This is a genomic window from Kribbella sp. NPDC004138 (genome assembly GCF_053603655.1).
On the sequence record NZ_JBSGFZ010000027.1, the window covers coordinates 86,485 to 111,738 of the forward strand.

24 protein-coding genes are annotated in these 25,254 nt (G+C 69.6%); 14 read left to right on the forward strand and 10 right to left on the reverse strand.

The window, feature by feature from the left end:
- Positions 1-63: 63 nt before the first annotated feature.
- On the forward strand, positions 64-1,686 hold the full coding sequence (locus ACWEOO_RS32955; RefSeq protein ID WP_452146358.1) for an AMP-binding protein: 1,623 nt from the start codon (positions 64-66) through the stop codon (positions 1,684-1,686).
- Here the strand turns inward: ACWEOO_RS32955 and ACWEOO_RS32960 are convergent.
- Positions 1,622-2,779 (reverse strand): MFS transporter, encoded by a 1,158-nt coding sequence (locus tag ACWEOO_RS32960; protein ID WP_452146359.1) that lies wholly within the window; start codon positions 2,777-2,779, stop codon positions 1,622-1,624. The genes ACWEOO_RS32955 and ACWEOO_RS32960 overlap by 65 nt on opposite strands.
- Before the next feature lie 52 nt (positions 2,780-2,831).
- Here ACWEOO_RS32960 and ACWEOO_RS32965 point away from each other — a divergent pair, with 52 nt between their 5' ends.
- Positions 2,832-3,272, forward strand: a complete 441-nt coding sequence (locus ACWEOO_RS32965; protein ID WP_363713417.1) for a winged helix-turn-helix transcriptional regulator — start codon at positions 2,832-2,834, stop codon at positions 3,270-3,272.
- Here ACWEOO_RS32965 and ACWEOO_RS32970 read toward each other — a convergent pair.
- Positions 3,265-4,146 carry a LysR family transcriptional regulator gene (locus ACWEOO_RS32970; protein WP_452146360.1) on the reverse strand — a complete coding sequence of 294 codons (882 nt, stop codon included), beginning with the start codon at positions 4,144-4,146 and terminating at the stop codon, positions 3,265-3,267. The genes ACWEOO_RS32965 and ACWEOO_RS32970 overlap by 8 nt on opposite strands.
- Before the next feature lie 88 nt (positions 4,147-4,234).
- Between ACWEOO_RS32970 and ACWEOO_RS32975 the strand changes: the two genes are divergently transcribed.
- Positions 4,235-5,392: an MFS transporter gene (locus ACWEOO_RS32975; protein ID WP_452146361.1), complete on the forward strand. Its 1,158-nt coding sequence runs from the start codon at positions 4,235-4,237 to the stop codon at positions 5,390-5,392.
- On the opposite strand, the gene ACWEOO_RS32980 is transcribed toward ACWEOO_RS32975, so the two are convergent.
- Positions 5,366-6,313: a R2-like ligand-binding oxidase gene (locus ACWEOO_RS32980; protein ID WP_452146362.1), complete on the reverse strand. Its 948-nt coding sequence runs from the start codon at positions 6,311-6,313 to the stop codon at positions 5,366-5,368. The two genes, ACWEOO_RS32975 and ACWEOO_RS32980, sit on opposite strands and share 27 nt — an antisense overlap.
- A complete protein-coding gene (locus tag ACWEOO_RS32985; RefSeq protein ID WP_359927349.1) occupies positions 6,310-6,903 on the reverse strand; it encodes a TetR family transcriptional regulator in 594 nt (197 codons plus the stop codon). Before ACWEOO_RS32985 ends, ACWEOO_RS32980 begins: the two co-directional genes overlap by 4 nt.
- Before the next feature lie 143 nt (positions 6,904-7,046).
- Here ACWEOO_RS32985 and larE point away from each other — a divergent pair, with 143 nt between their 5' ends.
- Complete coding sequence (gene larE / locus ACWEOO_RS32990; RefSeq protein ID WP_452146363.1) at positions 7,047-8,522, forward strand: ATP-dependent sacrificial sulfur transferase LarE; 1,476 nt, start codon at positions 7,047-7,049, stop codon at positions 8,520-8,522.
- A 127-nt stretch (positions 8,523-8,649) separates the two neighbouring features.
- Entirely contained in the window at positions 8,650-9,033 is a 384-nt protein-coding gene (locus ACWEOO_RS32995; RefSeq protein ID WP_355482957.1) for a cold-shock protein, read from the forward strand.
- On the opposite strand, the gene ACWEOO_RS33000 is transcribed toward ACWEOO_RS32995, so the two are convergent.
- Positions 9,034-9,762 (reverse strand): TetR/AcrR family transcriptional regulator, encoded by a 729-nt coding sequence (locus ACWEOO_RS33000; RefSeq protein ID WP_452146364.1) that lies wholly within the window; start codon positions 9,760-9,762, stop codon positions 9,034-9,036. It lies immediately after the preceding gene.
- Positions 9,763-9,861: 99 nt separating this feature from the next.
- Between ACWEOO_RS33000 and ACWEOO_RS33005 the strand changes: the two genes are divergently transcribed.
- A complete protein-coding gene (locus tag ACWEOO_RS33005) occupies positions 9,862-11,412 on the forward strand; it encodes an MFS transporter (RefSeq protein WP_452146365.1) in 1,551 nt (516 codons plus the stop codon).
- 61 nt (positions 11,413-11,473) lie between these two features.
- Here ACWEOO_RS33005 and ACWEOO_RS33010 read toward each other — a convergent pair whose 3' ends face one another.
- Entirely contained in the window at positions 11,474-13,333 is a 1,860-nt protein-coding gene (locus ACWEOO_RS33010; protein WP_452146366.1) for an MFS transporter, read from the reverse strand.
- A gap of 130 nt (positions 13,334-13,463) precedes the next feature.
- On the opposite strand from ACWEOO_RS33010, the gene ACWEOO_RS33015 reads away from it, so the two are divergent.
- Positions 13,464-14,237 carry a DUF3027 domain-containing protein gene (locus ACWEOO_RS33015; protein ID WP_452146367.1) on the forward strand — a complete coding sequence of 258 codons (774 nt, stop codon included), beginning with the start codon at positions 13,464-13,466 and terminating at the stop codon, positions 14,235-14,237.
- Positions 14,238-14,405: 168 nt separating this feature from the next.
- Positions 14,406-15,266 carry a DUF559 domain-containing protein gene (locus ACWEOO_RS33020; RefSeq protein ID WP_452146368.1) on the forward strand — a complete coding sequence of 287 codons (861 nt, stop codon included), beginning with the start codon at positions 14,406-14,408 and terminating at the stop codon, positions 15,264-15,266.
- A 117-nt stretch (positions 15,267-15,383) separates the two neighbouring features.
- Here the strand turns inward: ACWEOO_RS33020 and ACWEOO_RS33025 are convergent, their stop codons facing one another.
- Positions 15,384-15,695: a DUF2530 domain-containing protein gene (locus ACWEOO_RS33025; RefSeq protein ID WP_452146369.1), complete on the reverse strand. Its 312-nt coding sequence runs from the start codon at positions 15,693-15,695 to the stop codon at positions 15,384-15,386.
- A 69-nt stretch (positions 15,696-15,764) separates the two neighbouring features.
- Between ACWEOO_RS33025 and ACWEOO_RS33030 the strand changes: the two genes are divergently transcribed.
- A complete protein-coding gene (locus ACWEOO_RS33030; RefSeq protein ID WP_452146370.1) occupies positions 15,765-17,237 on the forward strand; it encodes an NCS2 family permease in 1,473 nt (490 codons plus the stop codon).
- On the opposite strand, the gene ACWEOO_RS33035 is transcribed toward ACWEOO_RS33030, so the two are convergent.
- Complete coding sequence (locus tag ACWEOO_RS33035; protein WP_452146371.1) at positions 17,198-18,298, reverse strand: hypothetical protein; 1,101 nt, start codon at positions 18,296-18,298, stop codon at positions 17,198-17,200. The two genes, ACWEOO_RS33030 and ACWEOO_RS33035, sit on opposite strands and share 40 nt — an antisense overlap.
- Positions 18,299-18,394: 96 nt before the next feature.
- Here ACWEOO_RS33035 and ACWEOO_RS33040 point away from each other — a divergent pair, with 96 nt between their 5' ends.
- Together ACWEOO_RS33040 and ACWEOO_RS33045 are read left to right on the forward strand one after the other, a co-directional pair.
- On the forward strand, positions 18,395-18,844 hold the full coding sequence (locus ACWEOO_RS33040; RefSeq protein ID WP_355701090.1) for a MarR family winged helix-turn-helix transcriptional regulator: 450 nt from the start codon (positions 18,395-18,397) through the stop codon (positions 18,842-18,844).
- Positions 18,841-20,172: an MFS transporter gene (locus tag ACWEOO_RS33045; RefSeq protein ID WP_452146372.1), complete on the forward strand. Its 1,332-nt coding sequence runs from the start codon at positions 18,841-18,843 to the stop codon at positions 20,170-20,172. Before ACWEOO_RS33040 ends, ACWEOO_RS33045 begins: the two co-directional genes overlap by 4 nt.
- Here ACWEOO_RS33045 and ACWEOO_RS33050 read toward each other — a convergent pair.
- Positions 20,169-20,861 (reverse strand): DUF4429 domain-containing protein, encoded by a 693-nt coding sequence (locus ACWEOO_RS33050; protein ID WP_452146373.1) that lies wholly within the window; start codon positions 20,859-20,861, stop codon positions 20,169-20,171. The two genes, ACWEOO_RS33045 and ACWEOO_RS33050, sit on opposite strands and share 4 nt — an antisense overlap.
- A gap of 67 nt (positions 20,862-20,928) precedes the next feature.
- Here ACWEOO_RS33050 and ACWEOO_RS33055 point away from each other — a divergent pair, with 67 nt between their 5' ends.
- On the forward strand, positions 20,929-22,332 hold the full coding sequence (locus ACWEOO_RS33055; protein ID WP_359927313.1) for a mycothione reductase: 1,404 nt from the start codon (positions 20,929-20,931) through the stop codon (positions 22,330-22,332).
- Here ACWEOO_RS33055 and ACWEOO_RS33060 read toward each other — a convergent pair.
- Positions 22,315-23,763 (reverse strand): LLM class flavin-dependent oxidoreductase, encoded by a 1,449-nt coding sequence (locus ACWEOO_RS33060; protein ID WP_452146374.1) that lies wholly within the window; start codon positions 23,761-23,763, stop codon positions 22,315-22,317. The two genes, ACWEOO_RS33055 and ACWEOO_RS33060, sit on opposite strands and share 18 nt — an antisense overlap.
- Before the next feature lie 33 nt (positions 23,764-23,796).
- Between ACWEOO_RS33060 and thpR the strand changes: the two genes are divergently transcribed.
- Together thpR and efeU are read left to right on the forward strand one after the other, a co-directional pair.
- Positions 23,797-24,360: an RNA 2',3'-cyclic phosphodiesterase gene (gene thpR, locus ACWEOO_RS33065; RefSeq protein WP_452146375.1), complete on the forward strand. Its 564-nt coding sequence runs from the start codon at positions 23,797-23,799 to the stop codon at positions 24,358-24,360.
- A 45-nt stretch (positions 24,361-24,405) separates the two neighbouring features.
- A complete protein-coding gene (efeU, locus tag ACWEOO_RS33070) occupies positions 24,406-25,254 on the forward strand; it encodes an iron uptake transporter permease EfeU (protein WP_452146376.1) in 849 nt (282 codons plus the stop codon).

Below are 25,254 nucleotides of genomic sequence, written 5' to 3' on the forward strand. Positions count from 1 at the left end.
ACCCCCTGTTTCCTGCCGCACGTGCACTTGCAGACGCATTTGACGAGCGTGACGATGGCAACCATGAGCCAGCCGTCGTACGCGTCCGGGGTGTCCGAGGTTCCGTTGCTGGGCGAGACGATCGGCGCGAACCTGAGACGGACGATCCGTGAGTACGGCGACCGCGAGGCGCTCGTCGAGGTGCAGACCGGGCGGCGCTGGACGTACGACGAGTTCGGCGCCGAGGTCGAGCTGGTCGCCCGCGGCCTGATGGCCCGCGGCATCGCGAAGGGCGACCGGGTCGGCATCTGGGCGCCGAACCAGGCCGAATGGACGATCACGCAGTACGCGACCGCGCTGATGGGCGCGATCCTGGTGAACATCAACCCGGCGTACCGCACCCACGAGCTGTCCTACGCGCTGAATCAGTCCGGGGTCCGGCTGCTCGTCTCCGCGACCGAGTTCAAGACCAGCGACTACCGGGCGATGGTCGACGAGGTGAAACCCGACTGCGCCGCCCTCGAACAGATCGTCTACCTCGGCACCGGCGACTGGGACGGGCTGCGCGACGACGCGTCCCGGATCCCGCTCGACGGGCTGCACGCCCGCGAGGCGGAGCTGTCCTTCGACGACCCGATCAACATTCAGTACACCAGCGGTACGACGGGGTTCCCGAAGGGCGCGACGCTCAGCCACCACAACATCCTGAACAACGGCTTCTTCGTCACCGAGACGATCGCGTTCACCGCCGACGACCGCCTGTGTATCCCGGTCCCCTTCTACCATTGCTTCGGCATGGTCATGGGCAACCTCGGCTGCACCACGCACGGCGCCTGCATGGTGATCCCGGGGCCGGCGTTCGACCCGGCCGCGACGCTCCAGGCCGTCCAGGACGAGCGCTGCACCGGGCTGTACGGCGTACCGACGATGTTCATCGCCGAGCTCGGCCTGCCGGGCTTCGCGGACTACGACCTGACCAGCCTGCGGACCGGGGTGATGGCCGGGTCGCCGTGCCCGGTCGAGGTGATGAAGCGCTGCGTAGCCGACATGCACATGGCCGAGGTCGCGATCTGCTACGGCATGACCGAGACCTCGCCGGTGTCCACGCAGACCCGGCGCGACGACGACCTGGACCGCCGGACGTCGACCGTCGGCCGGGTGATGCCGCACGTCGAGGTGAAGCTCGTCGACCCGGCGACCGGGCTGGTCGTCGACCGTGGCGAGACCGGCGAGCTGTGCACCCGCGGGTACTCGGTGATGCTCGGGTACTGGGACGAGCCGGGCAAGACCGCGGAGGCGATCGACCAGGCCCGCTGGATGCACACCGGCGACCTCGCGACGATGCGCGAGGACGGGTACGTGAACATCGTCGGCCGGATCAAGGACATGGTCATCCGCGGCGGCGAGAACGTGTACCCGCGCGAGATCGAGGAGTTCCTCTACACGCACCCGGCGATCGCCGACGTCCAGGCGATCGGGGTCCCCGACGAGAAGTACGGCGAGGAGCTCTGCGCCTGGATCAAGCTCAAGCCCGGCGCGGACCCGCTCGACGCCGACGCGGTCCGGACGTTCGCCGCCGGCAAGCTCGCGCACTTCAAGATCCCGAAGTACGTCCTGCTCGTCGACGATTTCCCGATGACGGTCACCGGGAAGATCCGCAAGGTCGAGATGCGCGAGAAGTCCGTCGAGCTCCTCGGACTGAACTGAGCAGCGACCCCGCGCCGAAGGCCGCGCCCAGGACGCACACGGCCGTCCAGCCGGCGCGCTCGTACAGCGCCGTGGAGGCGATCGCGCCGACGGCGCTGCCCAGCGAGTAGAACACCATGTACCCACCGATCAGCCGGCTGCCGGCGTCCGGCCGGTAGATCAGGCTCTGGTTGGTGACGTGGATCGCCTGTACTGCGAAGTCGAGCAGCACGGCGCCGATCGCCAACCCCACCAGGGAATGCGCCGTCACCAGCCAACTCGTTGCCAGCAGCATCGAAGCGCCGATGACGACGATCCGTCCCTGTCCGCGATCCGCCAGCCGCCCGGCCGGCCCGGCGGCAAGCGCCCCTGCCGCGCCGATCAGTCCGAACGCACCGATCTCGGTGTGCGACAGCCCGCGCTCCGTCAAGGGCAGCGCGATCGAGGTCCACAACGTGCTGAACGACGCGAACACGAAGAACGCTCGAACGGCGCTCTCCCGGAACAGCGGCTCCCGCCACAGCCCAACCGTCGACCTCAGTAGCTGACCGTAGGTCGGCACCGGGCCCGCGCCCAACGGCCCCGGGGCGCTTCGACGGGTGAAGAGGAGGGCGAATGCCAGGCAGGTGGCGCAGGCGGCGAGGTACACCGCTCGCCAGCCGAGGAGGTCGGTGAGGATGCCGGACGTGGTTCTGGCGAGGAGGATGCCCAGGACGATTCCGGTGGTGACGGTGCCTACTGTGCGGCCGCGTCGGGCGGGATCAGCCAGCGCGGCGCCGTACGCGACCAGGGACTGGGTGACTACGGCGAGGGTGCCGACGGTGGCCAGGCCCAGCAGGAGCATCGCGGCGTTCTGGGCGAGGCCGGTCGCGAGCAGAGCCGCGGCGAGCAGCAGGAACTGCAGCTGGATCAGGCGGCGCCGGTCCAGCAGATCGCCCAACGGGACAAGGAAGAACAGGCCGAGTCCGTAGCCGGCCTGCGTCACGGTGACGAACAGCCCGACCGTCCCGGCGGCGATCCCGAGGTCCGCGCCGATCGTCACCAGCAGCGGCTGGGCGAAGTACACGGTGGCGACCGCGACACCGGCTGCCATCGCGAGAAGTTTTGGTTGCATCTTGCTACCGTAAGATCAGTTGGTAGCATGTTGCAACTAGGAGGTGTGCGGGATGGTCAAGAGGACCCGGTTCGACGACGAGAGTTGCCCGGTCGCGCGGTCGGTCGACGCGGTCGGCGACTGGTGGTCGCTGCTGATCGTGCGCGACGCGTTCGACGGCAGCCGCCGGTTCGGCGACTTCCAGCGCAGCCTCGGCGTCGCCAAGAACATCCTCAGCGCCCGGCTGCGGTCCCTGGTCGACCAGGGGATCCTCGAGACGGTCCCGGCCGGCGCCCGGCACGAGTACGTGCTGACCGCCAAGGGCGAGGCGCTGTTCCCGGTGATCGTCGCGCTGCGCCAATGGGGCGAGGCCTTCGCCTTCGAGCCCGGCGAGCCGCATTCACACCTGCTGGATCGCCGCGATCAGCAACCGCTTCGGCCACTGGAAGTGCACGCTGCCGACGGTCGTCTCGTCACTCCCGCCGACACCGAGGTGCACAAGCTCGTCAGCTGACCTTGAGGTGTTCCGCGAACGCTTGCAGGGCAGGGTTTTCCTCGCCGCGGCGCCAGGTCAGGGCCAGGGCCGAATCAGGTACGCCGGTCAGCGGGATGCTGATGATGTCGGCGCGCTGGTTGCGGCTGGCGGTGGCCTGGCAGACGAGCATCGCGCCGCGGTCGGCGGCGATCAGTGAGAGGCCCTCCGAGAAGGTGCGCACCTCGGGGCCGCGATGGATCAGTGACCCGGCCGGGGTCTGCGTCGGGGCCTGGGTCAGGCGCCAGTAGGTCGGGGCCGGGCCGGAGAAACCGATCAGGGTCTCGCCGGCCAGGTCCTCCACGTCGACCGCCGGGCGGCCGGCCAGCCGGTGCCGCTTCGACACCGCGAGGGTCTGCGGCACCTTGGAGAAGATCGGTCCGACCACGAGGTCGTCCTCCGCGATCGGCAGCAGCGCGACGGCCGCGTCGACGTCGCCGCGCCGCAGGGCGCTGAACGGATCGTTCATCGGGAGCTCCCAGACGTCGATCAGGCAGTTCGGGTTCCGCGACTGGAAGGCCGACACCGCGTTCAGAATCTCGTCGTTCACCGTGCCCTGGAAGCCGATCCGGAGCTGCCCCTTGACGCAGGCGGCGTACTCGCGGGCATTCTCGACCACGCGCTCCAGGGCGACGTACGCCGGGCGCAGCGACGTCAGGAACTCCTTGCCCAGCGGGGTCAGCGCCACCCGGCGACTGGTCCGCTCGAACAGCGGTCCGCCGATCCGTCGCTCCAGCGCCTGCAGCAGTTGACTGACCCGGCTCTGCGAGAGGTACAGGCGTTCCGCCGTACGGCCGAAGTGCAGCTCGTCGGCAAGGACGAGGAAGCACTCCAGCTCACGGATCTCGACAGCCACGGCGTACCTCCGATCGATGAGCTCAGCTAATACAAGCATGACCAGATCGCCGTTGTTCCGCACCTCCTCCTGACGGCTCACTGGAGGTATGACGACGATCTGCGCCGACGAGACAGTCACCCGGGGATGGGCCGCACCGATCACGATGGCCGTGACGGTGTTCACCGTGGTGACCGCCGAGATGCTCCCGGTCGGCCTGCTCACACCGATCGGCGAATCACTCCACGTAACAGAAGGGACCGCGGGCCTCGCACTGACGACAACAGGCCTTGTCTCGGCAGTGGCCGCGCCTGTGCTGCCCCTTGCGCTGGGCAGGTTGGACCGCCGGGCAGCGCTGGGTGGGTTGATGGTGTTGCTCGCCCTCGGGTCGTTCGTCGTCGCGATCGCACCGGTCTACTGGATGTTCATCGCAGCGCGAGTCCTGATGGGCCTTTCCATCGGCGGTGTTTGGACGCTGACCATCGGCTTGGCCCGCCGCGTCGTACCCGAGCGTGCAGCCGGTCCTGCAACCTCACTCATCTTCAGCGGCATCGGAATCGCTTCGGTGCTGGGCATCCCGGCCGGCGCGTACGTCGGTGAACTCCTCGGCTGGCGCTGGGCCTTCGCAGGCGTCGGCGTGCTGTCCCTGGCGCTGGCCGTCGCGCTGAGCCTCCACCTTCCGTCGCTCGCACCGGAGCAGGCGGTGGGGTGGAAGGACGTACGCGATGTCCTGCAGATCAAGCAGGTCCGCGTCGGCCTCCTGCTGGTCACGTTGATCGTGACGGGCCACTTCGCGGCGTACACCTACATCCGCCCGCTCCTCGAACCGCACACCGGTCCGGCGCTGATCGGGACCTTCCTGCTCGCGTACGGCGTGGCGGGTGTCATCGGCAACTTCCTGACCGGCGCCCTCCGCCCGTCCCGGGCCCTGACCGTCATCGCGGGCGGCATCGCACTGTCCGCACTGGCCATGCCTCTCCTCGGTACGACGATCGCGGGATCCCTTGTCCTGCTGGTGATCTGGGGGCTCGCGTACGGCGGGACGAGCGTCAGCACCCAGGCTTGGGGACACGCGGCGGCGCCCAGTGCCCCCGAATCGTCGTCCGCTGTCCTGGTGGGGGTGTACAACGGAGCGATCGCACTGGGCGCCTTCACCGGCGGCCAGGTCGCCGACCGCCTCGGTACGACGGCGGTCACCTGGCTGCCCGCGGTCCTCGCGACCGCGGCGCTGCTCGTCCTGCTAGCGAACCGCCGCCAGCGCGGCTGAGTCCTCGTCGCCGAAGTCGTCCTCGAGCCTCTCCGGCGAGTAGTCGAGATCGATCCCGGCGACGTCCGCGCCGACCGCCGACTCGATCGCGCCGAGCCGGCGGGTGGCGCGATCACCGGCGTACGTCATCAGCGCCGTCGGGTTGATCTCCGGCGGCAACTCCGGCGAGTTGTCGAGCGCCCACTGGATCTGGACCAGTGCGTGCGGGAGTAGCTCCTCCATCGTGTCGGTGACGACCTTCCAGTTCGACGCGTCGGCGGCGACGTGCCGGCGGCAGGTGAACGTGCCCCACGCCATGTGCCGCCGTTCGTCGTCACCGATCCGGCGGATCAGCTCCTGCATCCCCGGCAGCACGCCGCGCGACGTACACAGCAGGTTCCACGCGTGGTACCCGGTCAGCGCCAGAGTCCCTTCCACCACGTGGTTGTAGGTCACCGACGCGCGGACCTGGTTGGCCGGCGACGGGTCGTCGGACAGCGATTTCAGCGCGACCGGCAGTGCCTCGTAGAAGATCGCGCGGTAGCCCGGATTGTTCTCGACGTAGCGGTGCAGGTCCTCGGTGACGCCGACCGCGTCCAGCCAGAGCCGGAAGACCGCGGTGTGCTTGGCCTCCTCGAAGCAGAACTGGGTCAGGTACATCTCGTCGCCGAACCGGCCCTCGGCCGCCATCGCCTGCAGGAACGGCTGCAGGTCCTCGGTCACCGCCTCCTCGCCGGCGATGAACTGCGAGCAGAGCATCAACGCGTTGTCCTTGTCGTTGTCGCTCAGCTCCTGCCAGTCCTTCGCGTCCTGGCTGAAGTCGATGTCGCGCGGGTTCCAGAACTTGCGGTTGCCCTTGTCGAACAGCCGCAACGGCATCGCGTCCCAGTTGAGGCCGCCGGCCTTGAGCGAGCTGAAGCCTTGCCTGTGCAGGTCGTTCATACGTGCTGCCTCCGGGATTCGGCGAGGAAGGGTGACAGAACACGAGCCAGCTGCGCCGCCACCACCGCCGGGGGAGGGCCGGGGGTGACGATGTGGCTGATGACGACGCGCAAGGCGACGTCGACGCAGCTGGTCGCGTCTTCCGCAGGCACCTCCGGCCAGTGCTCCCTGACATGGGCATCCAGTCGGAGGTGTGCCAGCTCCAGCACCTGCTGCCCCCGTGTGGTCAGCAGTTGACTGGCCTGGTCCGATCCCGGCTGACCCAGCGCCGCCTTCACCAGCGGGTTCTCCCCGGCCAGTGTGAGCGCCCGCTCCACGGCGGCCCGGAGGCCGTCGATCGGATCGGACTGCTCGGCGAGCGCTGCGTTCACATGCAGCAGGAACCGCTCGGTCTCGCGCGCCGCGACGGCCTCCAGTACGCCCCACTTGTCGCCGAACTCGTTGTAGACGGTCTGCCGGGACACCCCGGTCCGACGAGCCACCTCGGCCATCCGAAGCCCGTCGTACCCACCTGTCTCGATGGCGTCCTGCGCAGCGTCCAGCAACTCGTCCCGCAGCCGGCGTTTGGTCCGATCGGCAAACGAGTCCATGCAGACGAGGGTTTACAAAATCGGTCCTGATGTCAAGTACTCGGACATCATGTCTTCAGTTGTCAAGTGCGGAGAAGTGCGACGCGTCGGCCGTTTCGGGATGCGAGACCACGCCGCCGGCGGGAGCACGTAGGGTTGGGGACGTGTCAACCGCCGCTCTTGAACCCGCCCCCGATACCGCCGACGTGCCGGAGTTGGTGGTCGGGTTCGACCTGGACATGACGCTGATCGACTCCCGCCCGGGCATCCAGGCCGTCTGGGACCTGCTGGCCGCGGAGACCGGCGTACCGATCGACACCGACCTGGTGGTGAGCCGGCTCGGGCCGCCGCTGACCTGGGAGATGGCGAACTGGTTCCCGGCCGAGCAGGTCGACACGATGGTCGCGCGGTATCGCGAGCACTACCCGTCGCACGCGATCACGGGCAGCCTGCCGCTGCCGGGCGTGGCCGAGTCGCTGGCCGCGATCCGGGCGCTCCGCGGGCGGACGATGGTCGTGTCCGCGAAGCACGCCCCGTCGGTCCGGCTGCATCTCGAGCACCTCGGGCTCGACGTCGACGAGCCGGTCGGCGACCTGCACGGCGCCGAGAAGGGCACCGCGCTGCGCGAGCACCGGGCCACGATCTTCGTCGGCGACCACACCGCCGACGTCGACGGCGCGCACGCGGCCGGTGCGGTCGCGGTGTCGGTCGCGACCGGCCCGTTCACCGCGGACGAGCTGCGGGCGTACGGCGCCGACGTCGTGCTGAACGACCTGACCGAGTTCCCCGCCTGGCTCGACGCGTACGTACTCGAGCAGCGGCTCGAAGCGCTCATGCGGCGGCTGTCGTCGTACGACAAGATGGTGGTCGCGTTCAGCGGCGGCGCCGACTCGGCCTTCCTGCTCGCGGCCGCGGCCCGGGCGATCGGCCCGGCGAACGTGGTCGCGGCGACCGCGGTGTCGCCGTCGCTGCCCACGGCCGAGCTGGAGCCGGCGGCGCGGTTCGCGGACGCCCTCGGGGTCCGGCACGTCACGCCGCACACGCACGAGATGGAGCGCGAGGGGTACCAGGCGAACTCGGGCGCCCGGTGCTACTTCTGCAAGGCCGAGCTGGTCGAGACGCTGCAGCCGATCGCGGACGACTTCGGCATCACCGCGATCGCGACCGGGACGAACGCCGACGACGCGATCGCCGGGTTCCGGCCGGGCATCCGGGCCGCCTTCGAGCGGGGCGCGCTGACGCCGCTGAAGGATGCCCGGCTGACCAAGGCGCAGATCCGGACGGCGTCGCGCAGCTGGGGTCTCGAGACGTCGGACAAGCCCGCCGCGGCCTGCCTGTCCAGCCGGATCGCGTACGGCATCCGGATCACCCCGAACCTGCTCGTCCGGGTCGACCGGGCCGAGCAGGCGGTCCGCGCGCACCTCGCGTCGTACGGCGTGCAGAACGTGCGCGTCCGGGACCTCGGGGAGACCGCCTCGATCGAGATCGACGCCGCGTTGCTGGACCGCGTGGACCACGAAGCGCTGGTGAATGCGGTCATGGCCGAAGGGTTCCCGGCCGCGCAGGTGGACCCGCGCGGGTTCCGCTCCGGCTCGATGAACGAACGGCTGGCGGAGCCGGAGAAATACCGGAACCTGTAAGGGGTGCGGGGAGGCTGCTCGATCAGGTAGTTTCCCGGAGGCGCCGTCGCGCGGTGTCACGTACGCTGGGTTTCCTGATCGGGCCTCACGGCCCTGTTGCTTCCGACGATCGACTGAAGAGGTTGCCGTGCCCGTTGGCAAGGTGAAGTGGTACGACTCCGAGAAGGGGTTCGGATTCCTCAGCAAGGAGGAGGGCGGGGACGTCTATGTCCGCGCCGAGGCCTTGCCGTCGGGTGTGACCAACCTGAAGCCGGGCCAGAAGGTCGAGTTCGGCGTCGTCGAGGGACGCAAGGGCGAGCAGGCGCTGCAGGTCCGGCTGATCGACCCGCCGCCGTCGGTGGCCAAGGCGATGCGCCCGAAGCCGGAGGAGATGCAGGTCGTCATCGAGGACCTGATCAAGCTCCTCGACCGCCTCGGCGAGAACTACCGCCGCGGCCGCCAGCCCGACAACAAGTCCGCCCGCCAGGTCGCCACCGTCCTGCGCGGCGTCGCCGACAAACTCGACTACTGATCAGCCGCTGCGGCGGTTGATCAGGGCCTCGATACCGTCCAGCACCGTGGTGAGGCCGAAGTAGAACTCCGACGGGTCGTTGTCGACGTAGTCCTGCGGCTCGTCGAGCCCGGCCGCGATGGTCGGGAACCGGTCCGGGTCGGCCAGGCTCCGCAGCCGGCGGGTGTACCGCTCGCCGGCCACCGCGGCCTCGTCCGGCGGCAGGCTCAGCATGCTCGCGCTCAGCCCGGTGGTACCGCGGACGTAGATGTTCACCAGCAGCATCGCCGACATCCGGTCGGGCGGCGTCAGCGGTGTGTTCTCGAACGCGCGCAGGCCCTCCTCCATCCAGACCAGCTGGTTGGGTGACAGCGGCGGCTCGACCACCGGCACCTGCAGGATCCACGGGTGCTTCAGCAGCGCGGCCTGGAACGAGGTCGCCCAGGCGGTGATGCGGTCCCGCCAGTCGTCCCCACCGCTCGCCCGGGCCGGTAGTCCGAACGCCTGGTCGAGCATCACGACGTACAGGTCGTCCTTCGACTCGACGTAGCGGTAGAGCGCCATCGTGGTGACGCCGAGCTCGGCCGCGACCTTGCTCATCGACAGGGCGCCGAGCCCGCCCGCGTCCGCGAGCTTGATCGCCGCACGGCCGATGTCGCTCACCTGGAAGGCCGGCTTCGGCCCCGGGCGGCTCCGCCCCTCGATACCCCACAACTGCTGCAAGACCCTCGGCAGCTCGCTCTCGTCCATGCGCCGCAGTCTATCTGTTTACAGCATAGACAGTCTTGTGTATGGTCTGTGTACGGCGCACACAGTGTGCGGCGTATACAGATAAACCGGAGGGGCGTCATGGGTACCACCGAACGGGCGGGCCGCAAGGAATGGATCGCGCTCGGCGTGCTCGCACTGCCGCTACTGCTGGTCTCGATGGACGTGTCGGTGCTGTACTTCGCGGTCCCGTTCATCAGCGCGGACCTCGGCGTCGACGCGACCGAGCAGCTGTGGATCTTCGACATCTACGGGTTCGTCCTGGCCGGCCTGCTGATCACCATGGGGTCGCTCGGCGACCGGATCGGCCGCCGCCGGCTGCTGCTGTTCGGCGCGATCGGCTTCGGGCTCGCCTCGGTCGCGGCGGCGTACGCGCAGAACCCCGAGCAGCTGATCGCGGCCCGCGCGCTGCTCGGGATCGGCGGCGCGACCCTGATGCCGTCCACCCTGGCGCTGATCCGGAACATGTTCCACGACCCGAAGCAGCGGTCGAAGGCGATCGCGTTCTGGAGCGCGGTGATGATGGGCGGGATCACCCTCGGTCCGGTGCTCGGCGGGTTCCTGCTGGAGCACTTCTGGTGGGGCTCGGTGTTCCTGATCAACACTCCGGCAATGGTGCTGCTGGTCGTGCTCGCGCCGGTGCTGTTGCCCGAGTTCAAGGCTCCGGTGCGCGGGCGGTTCGACCTGCTGGGTTCGGTGCTGTCGCTGGCCGCCGTACTGCCGGTGATCTGGGGGATCAAGGAGCTGGCGGCGCACGGTGTGTCCGCGCTGCCGGTGGCGGCGATCGTGGCCGGACTGGTGTTCGGGGTGCTGTTCGTCCAGCGGCAGCGGACCGCTGAGCACCCGATGGTCGACCTGTCGATGTTCCGCAACCGCGCGTTCAGCGGGTCGCTGGCGGCGAACACCATCGGCACCCTGGCGCTCGTCGGCAACGCGGTGTTCCTGACCCAGTACCTGCAGCTGGTGCACGGCCTCTCGCCGTTCAAGGCCGCGCTGTGGTCGCTGGCCCCGTCGGTCCTGGTCGGCGGCGCGGCTCCGCTCGCCACCGCGCTGGCCGGGAAGATGGACCGCGCCTATGTGATCGGTGGAGCGTTCGTGCTCGCGGCTTCGGGGTACGGCGTGCTCACCCAGATCCAGGTCGACTCGTCACTGGTGGTGCCGCTGCTCGGGGCCGGGCTGCTCGCGGCCGGTCTGGTGATGGTGATGACCCTGGTGACCGAAGCGGTGGTGGGCTCGGTCGCGCCGGAGCGGGCCGGGTCGGCGTCCGCGGTGATGGAGACCTGCGCGGAGTTCGGTGGCGCGCTCGGGATCGCCGTCCTGGGCTCGATCGGCACCGCGGTCTACCGCTCCGACGTCCCGTCCGGCCTGCCCGCCGGCGTCGCGGCTCCGGTCCGCGAGGGGCTGCCCGCGGCGACCGCCGCAGCCGCCCAGCTGCCCGCGCAGCTGGCCGACACCGTCCTGGCCACCGCCCAGCACGCCTTCACCCACAGCATGAGCGTGGTCGCCCTGGTCGGCGCCGTCCTGCTGCTCGTCACCGCGGTCGGCAGCACCCTCACCCTCCGCGGCACCAGCCACGCCAGTGCCCGCGCCGAGGAGCCGGCGGCCGAGGAGGCAGACGTAGCCACCGTCTGAACCAGGGGCAGATGGGAGCGCGGACACCTGGTGTCCGCGCTCCTTGTCGTTTGCCCATGGATCAGCGCGGTGGGCGGCGGGGGTTGCTGCCGGGGCGGCGTTTGAACGGGCTGCGGTTGCGTTCCTCGGTGGGTTCCTCGGACCAGGGCTGCGGGTTCTCGCCGGTGTTCTCGTCGTCCTCGGGCTGGCCGCTCCACCAGCGGCCGATGGGCTGCTCGGGCGGCGGCTTCCGGTCGCCGGTGCGCCACTCGACGGTGGGTTCGTCGTGCGAGCTCGAGCGGCGCCGGCGGTTGGCCCGCTGCTCGGCGACGCTGAGGATCGTCCGGGTCGTGCTGTCCGCGTGGTGATCGCCCTCGTACGAGGGGTCGTGGTCGCGGTCGTGCGGGTGCGCCGCGGCGTGCGGCTTGGTGTGTGTGTCGGTGCGGGGGCCGCCGAGACCGCCCGGGCGCAGCGGCCCCGGGGTCGTCCGGGAGCTCGGCCGCATCCGTAGTACGAGGAAGACGACCACCAGCAGCACGCCCGCGAGGAAGCCGAACCCGAGGCGCGGGATCAGCGGCAGCACGATGCCGCAGCCGCCGCCGATCACCCACGCAAGCTGCAGCACCGTCTCGGACCGCGCGAACACCGACGTCCGCACGGACTCCGGCACGTCGCGCTGGATCATCGCGTCCAGCGACAGCTTGCCGAGCGAACTGCACAGGCCGGCCACCAGGCCGAGGGCGATCAGGATCGGCAGGCCGTACAGCACCGCGACGGCGACCGCGACCGCCGCGTCGACGAGCAGCACCACCAGCACGACCGCTTCCGGTTTACGGGCCTTGAGCAACGATCCGAGGATGGTGCCGAGACTGTTGCCGAGCCCGGCCGCGGCCACCACCGCCGCGGCCGCGACGGCGCCCTTGACCCCACTGACCGGCTGGTCGCGGAGCAGGAACGCCAGATACATGGTCAGGAACCCGGACACGAACCGCAGTCCCAGGTTGCACCGGATCCCGCGGGCCACGGCGGCGGTGATCGCGCGGCGGCGGGCATCACGCCCCGCCGTACCGGTCACCTCTTCGTCGGCGGGGGAGTCGACCGCGGCGGGCAGCCGGATGGCGAGGATCAAGCCGACGATGTAGACCAGCGCCGCCCAGCGCAGCGACCACTCCGGCCCGATCGCGGCGAACGCGGCCGCGATCCCGGCGCCGATCGTCGCGCCCGCGACACCGGCCAGCGAGATCCGGGAGTTGGCCGTGACGAGGGTGATCTGTTTGGGGAGCAGCCGCGGTACGGCGGAGGCGCGCGTGACGCCGTACGCCTTGGAGGCGACCAGGCAGCCGAGCGCCGCCGGATACAGCCAGGCGGAGCCGTGGCCGGCGATCGACGAGGCCAGGGCCCAGACCAGGAACGCGCGGACGCCGAGCGTTGCCCCGATCGCCCAGCGGCGGCCGTGGCGGAACCGGTCGAGGATCGGGCCGATCAGCGGCGCCATCAACGCGAACGGCGCCATCGTCAGCACCAGGAACAGCGCCACTCGGTCGCGCGCCTCGCCGCTCGGCACGGTGAAGAACACCGTCCCGGCCAGCGACACCGCGAACGCCGTGTCACCCGCCGCGTTCACCGCGCCGAGCTCGATCAGCCGCGACAGCCCCGACTCACCCGCGCCCTGGGCGCTGGTCAGCCCGCGGATCCGGCGCCCGGTCGCGCGACCGACCTTCCCGCTGACCTCCGCGGCCTTCTTCGACGCCGACGCGACACCTTCCGCGCCCACCTTCGACGCGTGCCCGACCTTCTTCCCCGCGGTCCCCATCCGCTCGCGCGCGTCACTGAACCGGTCGCCGGCGGACTTCCCGGCGGCCTTGGGCCCGCCCGCGTCGCCGCGCGGCGGACCGCCGGCGGCGTTGCCGCCGGGATTCGCCTTCGGGTCCGGGGAGTGCATGGAACCATCCTGCCTCGTGCCGGGGACAGACCGCAGGCACCGCGCGTACGAGCGGTGCGCGGCGGCCCGGGGGACGGCGGGGCTGACGGCGGTTCGGACTACTGCGGACGGCGTGCGAGAATGGGCGATTGTGACTCCCGTCAGAACCACCGAACCGGTACGCGCCAAGCCCGACGCCGTCTGCGTCGCGGCGGTCGAACCGGCACGTGAGGCCGCGATCGCCGAGGCCGGCGCCGCGCAGGTCGGGGAGCACCTCGGTCATTCGGTCGAGGGCGAGCGCCTCGTCACGCACTACTTCGCCTCCACCCACCCCGGGTACCGCGGCTGGCGCTGGGCCGTCACGCTGACCCGCGCGTCACGCGCCAAGACCGTCACGGTCAACGAGGTCGTGATGCTGCCCGGCGACGAGGCCGTCGTCGCGCCCGAGTGGATCCCGTGGTCGGAGCGTGTCCAGCCCGGCGATCTGCGCCCCGGCGACCTGTTCCCGACCCACGCCGACGACCCGCGCCTCGAGCCCGGGTTCACCGACACCGCTGACGCGCCGGAGGAGGTGCTCACGGTGGTCGAGGAGCTCGGCCTCGGCCGCGAGCGCGTGCTCTCGCCGGTCGGGCGCGAAGAAGCGGCCGAGCGGTGGTACGCCGGCGACTTCGGACCGACGTCCGCGATCGCCCAGGCCGTGCCGTACAAGTGCTACTCCTGCGGCTACTGGATCCGCCTCGCCGACAGCCTCGGCCAGGCCTTCGGCGTCTGCGCCAACGAGATGGCCCCCGGCGAGGCCCGCGTCGTCGCCTACGACTACGGCTGCGGCGCCCACTCCGACGCCACCATCGACATCACCGAACCCCCCACCCCCGACCACGCCTTCGACACCACCGGCTACGACACCCTCGAACTGGAGAACTGACCAGCAGGTCGGGTTCTCGGCAGCTCGACAGTACGTATACGTCCACTGCGGGCTGCTGGCGGGAGGGCTGAGCGTGCGGGCTGGTGCTGTTGGGCGACACCTCCTGTCGAGCTGCCGCCTGTGGATGACGGACAGCATGGAACGGGGTGGTTCAGGCACCATCCGTGGATGGAATCGGTCGAGCAAGTCCTTGCGCGGCGGGGCGGGTGGGCGACGGCCTCGGAGTTGACGAGCGTCGTGACGCGCCATGCTGTCGCCAAGGCTGTTGCGCGCGGGGACGTTCAGCGGATCGGGCTTGGAATGTACGCGCTGCCGGGTCTTCCCGCGGACACGGTCGCGGTGCTGGCGTACGACGGTGTCCTCTCGCACGTGAGCGCCGCGGCGGCGTCCGGCCTTCCGCTGTTGGTGGTACCCGAGAAGCCGCACCTGATTCTGCCGCCGCACCGCCGTCCGCGACCAGGCCCACCTGCGGTGCTGCATTGGGCGAACGTCAGCTCACCCGAGCGGCAGGACCGGATCACCTGCCTGTCCCGCACCGTCGTCGACTGTTGTCGAATACTCCCGTTCGCTGAGGCGCTCGCCGTCGCTGATGCCGCTCTGGCTACTCGGAACCTGGCTCCGGAGGAACTGCTTGCCGAGGCCTCGGCGATGCGCGGTGCCGGTTGCCCGAACGTACGTCGGGTCGCGGCCGCGGCGACGGCATTGTCCGGGAGTTTCCTGGAGTCGATGCTCCGGGCGCTCCTGCTCGACGCGGGCGTCGAGGGTTTCGAGCCGCAGGTGCTCGTGTCGCACGACGGGTTCCATGCCCGGGTCGACCTCGGGCATCGCGTTGCCAGGCTGGCGCTGGAGGCTGAGGGGTTCGAGTTCCACGGTTCACGACGGGACTTCGCCGCCGACTGCTACCGGTACGACGAGCTGAACACGGCCGGCTGGCTGGTGCTCAGGTTCACCTATGAGCAGATCGTCGGTGACCCCGCCTGGGTGGTCGCCACCGTTCGCGCTGCCCTGGCGCAGCGGCTCGGCGAGTGAAGACCGGCAGCTCGACAGTACGTATACGCCCACTGCCGCGAAACGCGCGGTCGGCTGAGCGTGCGAGTTGGCGCTGCTGGCCGACAGCTCCTGTCGAGCTCCCGACAGTGCGCCTGGTCAGTCTTCGGTTTCGGGGCGGTGGCCGGCTTGGATGGCGGCCCAGCGGCGTTTGCAGTACCAGAGGCCGATCAGGCCGAGGCCGATGCCGGCGACGGGGACCCAGAGCCACCAGTCGAGGCCGTTGGCCTCGAGGTGGTCGCGGAAGATGAACAGGACGACGAGGGCGACGGCCCAGAGGGCGATGCCGGTGATCACGCTGGGGATGCCGGACAGGTCGAGCGGCTTGACCTCGGCGTGGACCAGTTCGCCGCGGGCCAGCTGACTGGTCGGGTCGGTCCGCTTCTTGGATGCCCCCTGATCCTCCGTCACGCCACCTACCTTAGCTTCGTTTCCGATTAGTGCTCGCAACTGCCCGGTAGGAACTGGCACGATGCGTTCATGAGCTCGTCCCAGGCCGCGACGGCCCGCTCCGGTTCCGGTCCTCTCGACTCGTTCTTCAAGATCACAGAACGCGGATCCACGCTCGGCCGCGAGGTGCGCGGCGGGCTGGTCACCTTCTTCACGATGGCCTACATCGTGGTGCTGAACCCGCTGATCATCGGCACCGTGAAGGACGGCGCCGGTCAGTTCATCGGCGGCGGCACCGACCCGGCGGCGGCGATCGCGAAGGTCGCGGTGGCGACCGCGCTGGTGGCCGGCGTGGTGACGATCCTGATGGGCGTGTTCGCGAACTTCCCGCTGGCGCTGGCCACCGGCCTTGGCCTGAACGCGTTCATCGCGTTCTCGGTGGCGACCAAGATGACCTGGGCGGACGCGATGGGCCTGGTGGTCCTCGAGGGCCTGATCATCCTGGTGCTCGTGCTGACCGGCTTCCGCAAGGCGGTGTTCGAGGCCGTGCCGCTGCAGCTGAAGATCGCGATCAGCGTCGGCATCGGCCTGTTCATCACGTTCATCGGCGTGGTCGACGCGGGCTTCGTACGGCGTCCCGCGGCACCGGGCGGTCCGCCGGTCGAACTCGGTGTCGGCGGCAACCTCCACGGCTGGCCCGTCCTGGTGTTCGTGGTCGGCCTGCTGCTGATCGTCACGCTGTACGCCCGGAAGGTGAAGGGCGCGATCCTGATCGGCATCCTGGTCTCGACCGCGCTGGCGATCGTGCTCGAGTCGCTCGCGACCATCGGCGCCCGCACCGACCAGAACCCGGGCGGCTGGGGCCTGAGCGTGCCGAAGCTGCCGGACCAATGGTTCACCACACCGAACCTGGACACGATCGGCGAGTTCAACCTGTTCGGCTCGTTCGAGAAGATCGGGGCGGTGTCGGCGCTGCTGCTGATCTTCACGCTGATGCTCGCGGACTTCTTCGACACGATGGGCACGATGACCGCGATCGGCGCCGAGGCCGGCCTGAACGACAAGGACGGCATCCCGCCGAACTCGCAGCGGATCCTGGTCGTGGACAGCCTGGCGGCGGCCGCCGGCGGCGCGGCGTCGGTGTCCAGCAACACGTCGTACATCGAATCCGCGTCGGGTGTCGGCGAGGGGGCGCGGACCGGGCTGGCGAGCGTGGTGACCGGAGTCTGCTTCCTGATCTCGATGGTGGTCGCGCCGCTGGTGACGCTCGTTCCGTACGAGGCGGCGACGCCGGCGCTGATCCTGGTCGGGTTCCTGATGATGACGCAGGTGAAGGGCATCGACTTCGACGACATCGAGGTCGCGTTCCCGGCGTTCCTGACGATCGTGCTGATGCCGTTCACGTACTCGATCTCGGCCGGTATCGGCGCCGGCTTCGTCTCGTACGCCGTGCTCAAGACCGTCCGCGGCAAGGCCCGCGAGGTGCACCCGCTGATGTGGGTGGTGTCGGCGCTGTTCGTGGTCTACTTCGCGATCGGCCCGTTGACCGACTGGCTGACCTGACGCAACTCGAGGTACTCGGTGCGCGCGGTGAACAGGTCGCGCAGTTCGGCGCTGACGGTGTCGAGGAACTCGGTGCGGTACGTCGAGTCGGTGAGCAGCGCGATCGAGTAGTACAGGCCGGTGAAGTTCGCGATGCCGACGGCGACCTTGATCAGCGAGGCGCTGAGGACGAGCGGGTGGTCCAGCAGCGTGAGGTGGTACGACCAGGAGCCGGCGTCGACGCCCCACTGTTCGTAGATGTGTTCGCTGATCGCGAGCATGCCGAAGGCAACGAAGAACAGTCCGACGCCGGCACTCACCACCAGGACCTGCATCCACTGCCGGATCACCAGGCTGACGCTGACGTTGAAGCGCTGGATCCGGCGCAGCGGCGGACCGGACCCGGCGGTGCGCTCGATCGCGTCCACCTCCAGCGGCAGCCGGATCAGCAGGAACACCGTGCTCAGCAGGGTGAAGGCGATCACCGAGAAGACGATGAAGGCGGCGGGCATCCCCGCGAACACCTGCCACATGTCCGCGGTCATGAACAGCACCAGTGAGAAGACCAGCAGGAGCGGCAACGCCCGGATGAAGCTGGCGACCGAGTTGGCCAGCTCGCGGGCCAGCTGGCGCATTCCCCAGACGACGGTCGCGATGAAGCCGTAGCCGACCACGACGTACACCGCTCCCAGCAGCACCAGGTTGCCGCCGGCGACGCCGAAGAACTGCTTGAGCTGTCCCTGGGTGACCACCGGCAGCAGGGCGGGCAGCAGCACGAACACCGCCAGTTCCGGGATCCCGAACCGGGTCGGCAACGACCAGAACGGCCGGCCGCGGAACCCGTTCAGCAGGCCGAAGCCGACGACGAGCGCGACCAGGCCGCCGATCGCGGCCAGCAGGTTCTGCCACCACAGCCAGTCCAGCGAGGTGGCGCCGAGCATCTCGGCCAGGAACACCAGCCAGAGCAGCGGCGCGGCCCGCGTGTAGATGTCGTGCGTGGGCGAGAAGTCCTCGATGAACAGCGGCAGTCCCGCCCGCCGGAACCGTTGCTCGTACCGCTCCAGCTCGGCCGTCGTCCCCATGACCGCGAACTCTAGGCCATGGCCGTGGCGGGCCGGGGAATACCAGCCGGTGGAAACCGGTTTTAGTTAGCAAAAGTAATGAGTTAAGGTAACGACATGCCCGAAGTCGTAGCGCAGCAGGTGAAGAGTGACGTCGGGCTGGCGAGTGCTCTGCGGTCGTCGACCCTGCGGTTGTCCCGGCAGATCCGCCGGCAGCGCGAGCCCGGTCACGACCTCACCGCGAACCAGCTGAGCGTGCTCGGCGCGCTGGCCAAGCACGAGGCGATGACGATCGGCGAGCTGGCCGCGCACGAGCAGGTGAAGCCGCCGTCGATGACGCGGATCGTGACGAACATGGAGGAGGCGGGCCTGGTGGTCCGCCGGCCCCATCCGACCGACAAGCGCCAGATCATGGTCGAGCTCACCGCCAGGGCCGACGAGCTGATCCTGGCGAACCGCCGGCGCCGCGACGAGTGGCTGCAGACCAAGCTGAAGCAATTGACCCCCGAGGAGCGCGACATCCTGCGCAAGGCAGCACCTGTACTGGAACGACTGGCGGCTCGATGAGCCCCACGTTCCGTGCCTTCAAAGTCCGAAATTTCCGTCTGTACGCCTCCGGCGCGATCGTCTCGAACGTCGGCACCTGGATGCAGCGCGTCGCCCAGGACTGGCTGGTCCTGGAGCTGACCCACTCCGGTACGGCGCTCGGTATCGTCACCGGCCTCCAGTTCCTTCCGGCCCTCCTGCTCGGCCCGTACGCCGGGCTGGTCGCCGACCGCTTCCCGAAGCGGCAAGTGCTGACCGTGACCCAGATCGCGATGGCGAGCGTCGCCCTCGTGCTCGGCGGCCTCACGATCGCCGGTGTGGTCCAGCCCTGGCACGTGTATCTGCTGGCGCTGCTGTTCGGTGTCGGCACAGCCTTCGACGCCCCGACCCGGCAGGCGTTCGTGGTCGAGATGGTCGGCCGCGACGAGCTGTCGAACGCAGTGGGCCTCAACTCCGCGTCGTTCAACGCGGCCCGGCTGCTGGGCCCGGCGCTGGCCGGCCTGCTGATCAACTGGATCGGCACCGGACCGGTGATCCTGATCAACGGGTTCACCTACTCCGCCGTGATCCTGTCGCTGCACCTGATGCGGGTGGGCGAGCTGCACACGCCGAAACCCGCGGCCCGGGACAAGGGCATGATCCGCGACGGCATGCGGTACCTGTGGCGCCGGCCCGATCTGATGATGGTGCTGGTGGCGGTGTTCTTCGCCGGCACGTTCGGCCTGAACTTCCAGCTGACCTCGGCCCTGATGGCGACGGAGGTTTTCCACAAGGGCGCGGGGGAGTACGGCATCCTCGGTTCGGTGCTCGCGATCGGCTCGCTGGCCGGTGCCCTGCTGGCGGCCCGCCGGGTCCGGATCCGCGCTCGCCTGGTGATCGGTGCGGCCCTGGCCTTCGGGATCGCCGAGGTCGTCAGTGCGCTGATGCCGAGCTACCTGGGCTTCGCGCTGGTGCTGCCGCTGGTCGGTCTCGCCTCGCTGACCATGCTGACGTCCGCCAACGCGACGATGCAGCTGAGTATCGAGCCGACGATGCGCGGCCGGGTGATGGCGCTCTACATGACCGTTCTGATGGGCGGTACGCCGATCGGGTCGCCGCTCATCGGCTGGGTCGGGCAGGAATTCGGCGCCCGCTACTCGCTGATCGTCGGCGGCGGGCTGACCGTGCTCGGAACCGTCGGCTCGGTGCTGTACTTCTCCCGCCGGCGCGGTCTCGCGATCCGGCCGCGGCTGCTGCCGCGCCCGCACCTCGAGGTGCTGCCGCAGACCGAGCTGCTCGGCGAGAAGGCGGTCCTCGACGGCTCCCCCGAGGTGGAGCCCAAGAAGACGGTAGGCCCGCAGGTCGCCTAGGGCCTGATCCGGGTCAGCAAGCGAGCCGCGAAGAAGAGCGCGTCGACGTCCGTGTGCCGCCGGCTCACCATCGCCGCCGGGTCGTGCCTGGGCTTCGGGCGTACGTCGGGGGTCGCGGCGGTCGCGATCCGGAGGAATCCGCGCGCGCCGAAGCGACCCTGCTCCGGCATCCACTCGACGTCGACGATCTCGCCGAGCGGTACCGGCCAGAGGTCGCCGTGCGCCTTCTTCTTCCGGCCCGCGAACCGGTGGTAGGTGAACGTGAGGCGCCCGTTCGCCACCACCAGCGTCGCGTCGTGTCCCTCGAACTGGTCCGGTGCGGCCGGCGGCGCGACCAGCCATGCGGCGGAGGCGGTTTCCGGTACGTCGCGCCGTACCAGGACCTGGGCGACGTCGCGGGCGATGGCCTCGGCGAGATCCCGGTCGACGTCCGGGAAGTCGTAGACGTCGATCAGCCGGGTCACCGACCGCAGCGGGTCGGCGCCGTCGCGCAGGACGAGCCGGAGCCCGGTCCGGGTCACCTCGACCGACCGTAACGCCTCGACCGGCAGCACGCGCTCGCCCAGCCGGGCCCGGACCGCGGCGGCGAGCGGATGGAACCCGCCCGGCGTGCCGTCGTACCGGATCCGGAGGGTGCCGAGGCCGTCCCAGACGACCGTGCCGTGCGTGCTCGTCAGCTCACCACTCACCACGTGTCCTATCTTTCACCGTAGGCGGGTCCAGCGCAGTCCTTGCGGGTCAGGGGCACAATGAGGCGTGACCCATTACGACCTCGTCATCATCGGGACCGGCTCCGGCAACACCATCGTCAACCGGCGGTTCGCCGACTGGAAGGTGGCGATCGTCGAGCGCGGCACGTTCGGCGGCACCTGCCTGAACGTCGGCTGCATCCCGACGAAGATGTTTGTGCACGCCGCCGACGTGGCCGCGACCCCGTCGGTGAGCTCGCGGTACGGCGTCGACGAGCAGCTGCTCGGCGTCCGCTGGCCCGAGGTCCGGGACCGGATCTTCGGCCGCATCGACCCGATCGCGGCCGGCGGCTCGGAGTACCGGCACCACAACCCGGACAACGCCAACGTCACCGTGTACGACGGCACCGGGCGGTTCACCGGCTTCAAGGAGCTGACCGTCGACACCAAGGACGGGGCGTCGAGCGTGTTCAGCGCGGACCGGTTCGTGATCGCCACCGGCAGCCGGCCGATCGTCCCGCCGATCCCGGGGCTGGAGGACACCGGATTCCACACGTCGAACACGATCATGCGGCTCGAGGAGCTGCCGCGCCGGCTGGCGATCATCGGCAGCGGGTTCGTGGCGGCCGAGTTCGCGCATGTGTTCGCGTCGTTCGGGGTCGAGGTCACCGTGGTCGCCCGCTCGAAGGAGCTGCTCCGGACCGAGGACGCGGAGATCGCCGCGCGCTACACGGAGATCGCGCAGGCGAAGTACGACGTCCGGCTCAACCACGAGACCATCCGCGTCGCGCGCCGTGACGACGGCACGATCCTGCTCGGGATGCTGCACCCGGACGGCTCCGACGAGCTGGAGGTCGACGAGCTGCTGGTCGCCGTCGGCCGGGAGCCGAACTCGGACCTGCTGAACCTGGACGCGACGGGTGTCGAGGTGGACCACGAGGGACGCGTGGTCGTGGATGCGTACCAGCAGACCACCGTCGAGGGCATCTACGCGCTCGGCGACGTGACGAACCCGCACCAGCTGAAGCACGTCGCGAACCACGAGGCCAGGGTGGTGAAGCACAACCTGCTCAACCCCGACGACCGGATCGAGGCCGACCATCGGTTCGTCCCGCACGCGGTGTTCAGCTCGCCGCAGATCGCCTCCGTCGGACTCACCGAGGAGCAGGCCAGGGACCGCGGGATCCCTTATGTGGCAGCGGTTCAGCGGTACGGCGACATCGCGTACGGCTGGGCGATGGAGGACACCACCGGCTTCGCGAAGGTGCTCGCCGACCCGGAGACCGGGCAGATCATCGGCTGCCACGTCATCGGCCCGCAGGCGCCGACCGTGATCCAGCCGGTGATCCAGGCGATGAGCTTCGGCCTGGACGCGTACACGATGGCGCGCGGCCAGTACTGGATCCACCCCGCGATGCCCGAACTGATCGAAAACGCCCTGCTGAAGCTGGACCTACGTCCGGAACGCTGAGATCACGTCGGCCACCGTGGCGAGCGTGTCGAGGTCGGGGAGGCTGATCATCACCTCGGTCACCCCGGCCTCGGACAGTTCGCGGAAGCGGCCGATCTGATCGTCGACGGTGCCTGCGTTCACGTGGTCCGCGTACTTCGCGGGGTTCACGTTCCGCGGCCGGAGCTTGCGAATCAGCTGGTCGAGCTGTTCGTGGTCTTTCCCTACGAGCGTTGTGGACAGATGCGTCAGCTCGGCCCGGCTGTCCTGCAGGTAGCCGGCGGCCTTGCGGACCGCGGCGGCGTCGCCGAACACGTTCACCGCGTCGGCGTACCGCGCGGCCAGCCGCAGGGTCCGTGGGCCGCTGCCGCCGACGAGCACCGGCAGGTGTTCCTGCAGCGGTCGCGGATAACACGCGGTGTCCGGTACGTCGAGGACCTTGCCGCGGAACAGTTTGTTGCCTGGGCCCCATAAAGCCGGCAGCAGCTGCAACGCGTCTTCGAGCAGCGCGTAACGCTCACCGACCGGCGGGAACGGCCAGCCGTACGCCTTGTGCTCGGCCTCGAACCACGCGAGCCCGATGCCGCAGACCGCCCGCCCACCGCTCAGTACGTCCAGCGTCGCCGCGATCTTCCCGAGGTGCGCGACGTTGCGGTACGTGATGCCCGAGACCAGCGTGCCCAGCCGGACACGCGTCGTACAGGCGGCGAGGTAGCCGAGTGTCGTCCAGCTCTCCAGGAAGTCCTCCCAGGCCCGCCCCACCTGCGGGATCTGCCGGAAATGGTCCATCACGTAGATCGCGTCGAACCCGGCCGCCTCGGCCCGCTCCGCCACGTCACGAACCCACGCGGCCGTCCCCGCCCGTCCCGCCGGATGGGTGTAGCTGCTCAGCTGCAGCCCGAAGCGCAACCCGACCGGAGCTTCCGACTGCCGGGTCTGCGCCGCGGTCGACTCGACGAACACGTTCGGCACCACCCGCGCGGCGGTCGGCTCCAGTACGTCGTCGTACCCCTCCGTCGGCAACGCCTTCTTCACCGCGGCCCATGACCGCAGCTGCGCCGTCAGGGCGTCGGCAGGGATGCGCTTGTCCCGTTGACGATTCCGCCGCCGACACTCCTCAGCAGGTGTATCGAACGCCACCGCAACACAAGCCATCCCGGCATCCCGAGCCAGCGCCAGCCAGGACCTTCGCCGGTCCGCGTCCAGTCCCAGGGTGTCGACGACAGTCGTCAGGTCCCGCCCGACTCGTTGCCGCACCACCACGTCCAGCACGGCGAACGCATCCGCGCTCGCCGCGATGTCGTCCTCGCCGGCGCCCACCAACGCCCGCAACCGGTCACTGGACACGATCAGGTCGGCGGCGAAGTGCTCCGCCGCCCAGGTCGACTTCCCCGAGGCCCCCGGACCGGCCAGGATCACCACACACGGCGACGGCAGCTTGAGCTCGGACACAAAAGCAGTTTCCACCACGGATACGCTTTTCGGATGCGATTGTTCGTGGCCGTCGTGCCACCCAGCGAAATAGTGGAGGATCTGAGCGAGTTCGTCGAGCCGCGCCGGCAGCACCCGGATGACGACATCCGGTGGGCGGCGGACGACCACTGGCATCTCACGCTCGCGTTCCTCGGCGAGGTGCCGGACTGGAAGACCGAGGAGCTCGAGGAGCGGCTGGAGCGGGCCGCGAAGCGGCAGCCGCCGTTCGCGCTGCAGCTCGCCGGAGCGGGTGCGTTCCCCGGGGTTCCGGACGCCCGGGTGCTGTACGCCGGGGTGCGCGACGAGACCGAGTCGCTCAAACACCTGTCGATGACCACCCGGGCGGCCGCCAACCGGGCCGGCGTCACCGTCGAGGGGCGCAAGTTCAACCCGCACCTGACGCTCGCGCGGCTGCGGCGGCCCGTCGACGTCACCAAATGGGTGCGGATCTTCGACACCTACGAGAGCCCGGTGTGGACCGCGGGCAGTCTCCAGCTGATCGAGTCCAGGCTCGGCGAGGGCCCGGGCCACAGTGCGGCGTACGTCACGGTAGGCGAATGGGACTTCTTAGGTTAACCTCAGGAAGGTTAGCCGTACCTAATGCAATGAGAGAGTCCCGCCATGCTCGCGAACTACCTGATCGGACTCCGTGAAGGACTCGAGGCCTCGCTGGTCGTCAGCATCCTCGCCACCTTCCTGGTCAAGTCGGGCCACCGCGATCGACTCAAACTGGTCTGGATCGGTGTCGCCACGGCGCTTGCCGTGGCGGTCGCCGCCTGGGGTCTGCTCCAGTTCGTCACCGCGCTGACCGCGAAGTCCTTCACGACCCAGGAGACCGTCGGCGGCGTGATGTCGATCCTCGCGGTCGGCTTCGTCACCTGGATGATCTTCTGGATGCGCAAGGCGTCCCGGAGCATCGCCCGAGAGCTCCGGGAGCGGATGGGCCAGGCGCTCGAGGTGGGGTCGCGCGCGGTCGTGATCCTGGCGTTCCTGGCGGTCTTCCGGGAGAGCATCGAGACCGCGTTCATCGTGTACGCGTCGGCCGCCACCGCGACCACCGCCGTACCGTTCGTCGGCGTCCTGCTCGGGCTCGCGACCGCGGTGCTGCTCGGCGTCGCGATCTACAAGGGCGCGGTGAAGATCAACCTGGCCGTGTTCTTCAAGTGGACCGGCGCGGTACTGATCCTGGTCGCGGCCGGGATCTTCGCCTACGGCTTCCACGACCTGCAGGAGGCGAACATCCTGCCCGGCCTGCACACGCTGGCCTTCGACATCTCCCACGTGATCCCGCCGGACAGCTGGTACGGCGTACTGCTCAAGGGCATCTTCAACTTCAACCCGGCCCCGACCGTGGTGGAGGCGACCGCGTGGGTCGTCTATCTCGTCCCGGTGATGGTGCTCTACTTCCGCCCGGTGAAGAGCTCCGCACCGCCCGCCGTACCGGCGACGACCGCTCACAAAGCGGCCTGA

Bases quoted from the DNA above. Each gene is read 5' to 3' on its own strand.
- ACWEOO_RS32955 (WP_452146358.1), top strand. From the start codon at position 64: ATGAGCCAGCCGTCGTACGCGTCCGGGGTGTCCGAGGTTCCGTTGCTG.
- ACWEOO_RS32960 (WP_452146359.1), bottom strand. From the start codon at position 2,779: ATGCAACCAAAACTTCTCGCGATGGCAGCCGGTGTCGCGGTCGCCACC.
- ACWEOO_RS32965 (WP_363713417.1), top strand. From the start codon at position 2,832: ATGGTCAAGAGGACCCGGTTCGACGACGAGAGTTGCCCGGTCGCGCGG.
- ACWEOO_RS32975 (WP_452146361.1), top strand. From the start codon at position 4,235: ATGACGACGATCTGCGCCGACGAGACAGTCACCCGGGGATGGGCCGCA.
- ACWEOO_RS32980 (WP_452146362.1), bottom strand. From the start codon at position 6,313: ATGAACGACCTGCACAGGCAAGGCTTCAGCTCGCTCAAGGCCGGCGGC.
- ACWEOO_RS32985 (WP_359927349.1), bottom strand. From the start codon at position 6,903: ATGGACTCGTTTGCCGATCGGACCAAACGCCGGCTGCGGGACGAGTTG.
- ACWEOO_RS33000 (WP_452146364.1), bottom strand. From the start codon at position 9,762: ATGGACGAGAGCGAGCTGCCGAGGGTCTTGCAGCAGTTGTGGGGTATC.
- ACWEOO_RS33005 (WP_452146365.1), top strand. From the start codon at position 9,862: ATGGGTACCACCGAACGGGCGGGCCGCAAGGAATGGATCGCGCTCGGC.
- ACWEOO_RS33010 (WP_452146366.1), bottom strand. From the start codon at position 13,333: ATGCACTCCCCGGACCCGAAGGCGAATCCCGGCGGCAACGCCGCCGGC.
- ACWEOO_RS33020 (WP_452146368.1), top strand. From the start codon at position 14,406: ATGGAATCGGTCGAGCAAGTCCTTGCGCGGCGGGGCGGGTGGGCGACG.
- ACWEOO_RS33030 (WP_452146370.1), top strand. From the start codon at position 15,765: ATGAGCTCGTCCCAGGCCGCGACGGCCCGCTCCGGTTCCGGTCCTCTC.
- ACWEOO_RS33035 (WP_452146371.1), bottom strand. From the start codon at position 18,298: ATGGGGACGACGGCCGAGCTGGAGCGGTACGAGCAACGGTTCCGGCGG.
- ACWEOO_RS33040 (WP_355701090.1), top strand. From the start codon at position 18,395: ATGCCCGAAGTCGTAGCGCAGCAGGTGAAGAGTGACGTCGGGCTGGCG.
- ACWEOO_RS33045 (WP_452146372.1), top strand. From the start codon at position 18,841: ATGAGCCCCACGTTCCGTGCCTTCAAAGTCCGAAATTTCCGTCTGTAC.
- thpR (WP_452146375.1), top strand. From the start codon at position 23,797: ATGCGATTGTTCGTGGCCGTCGTGCCACCCAGCGAAATAGTGGAGGAT.
- efeU (WP_452146376.1), top strand. From the start codon at position 24,406: ATGCTCGCGAACTACCTGATCGGACTCCGTGAAGGACTCGAGGCCTCG.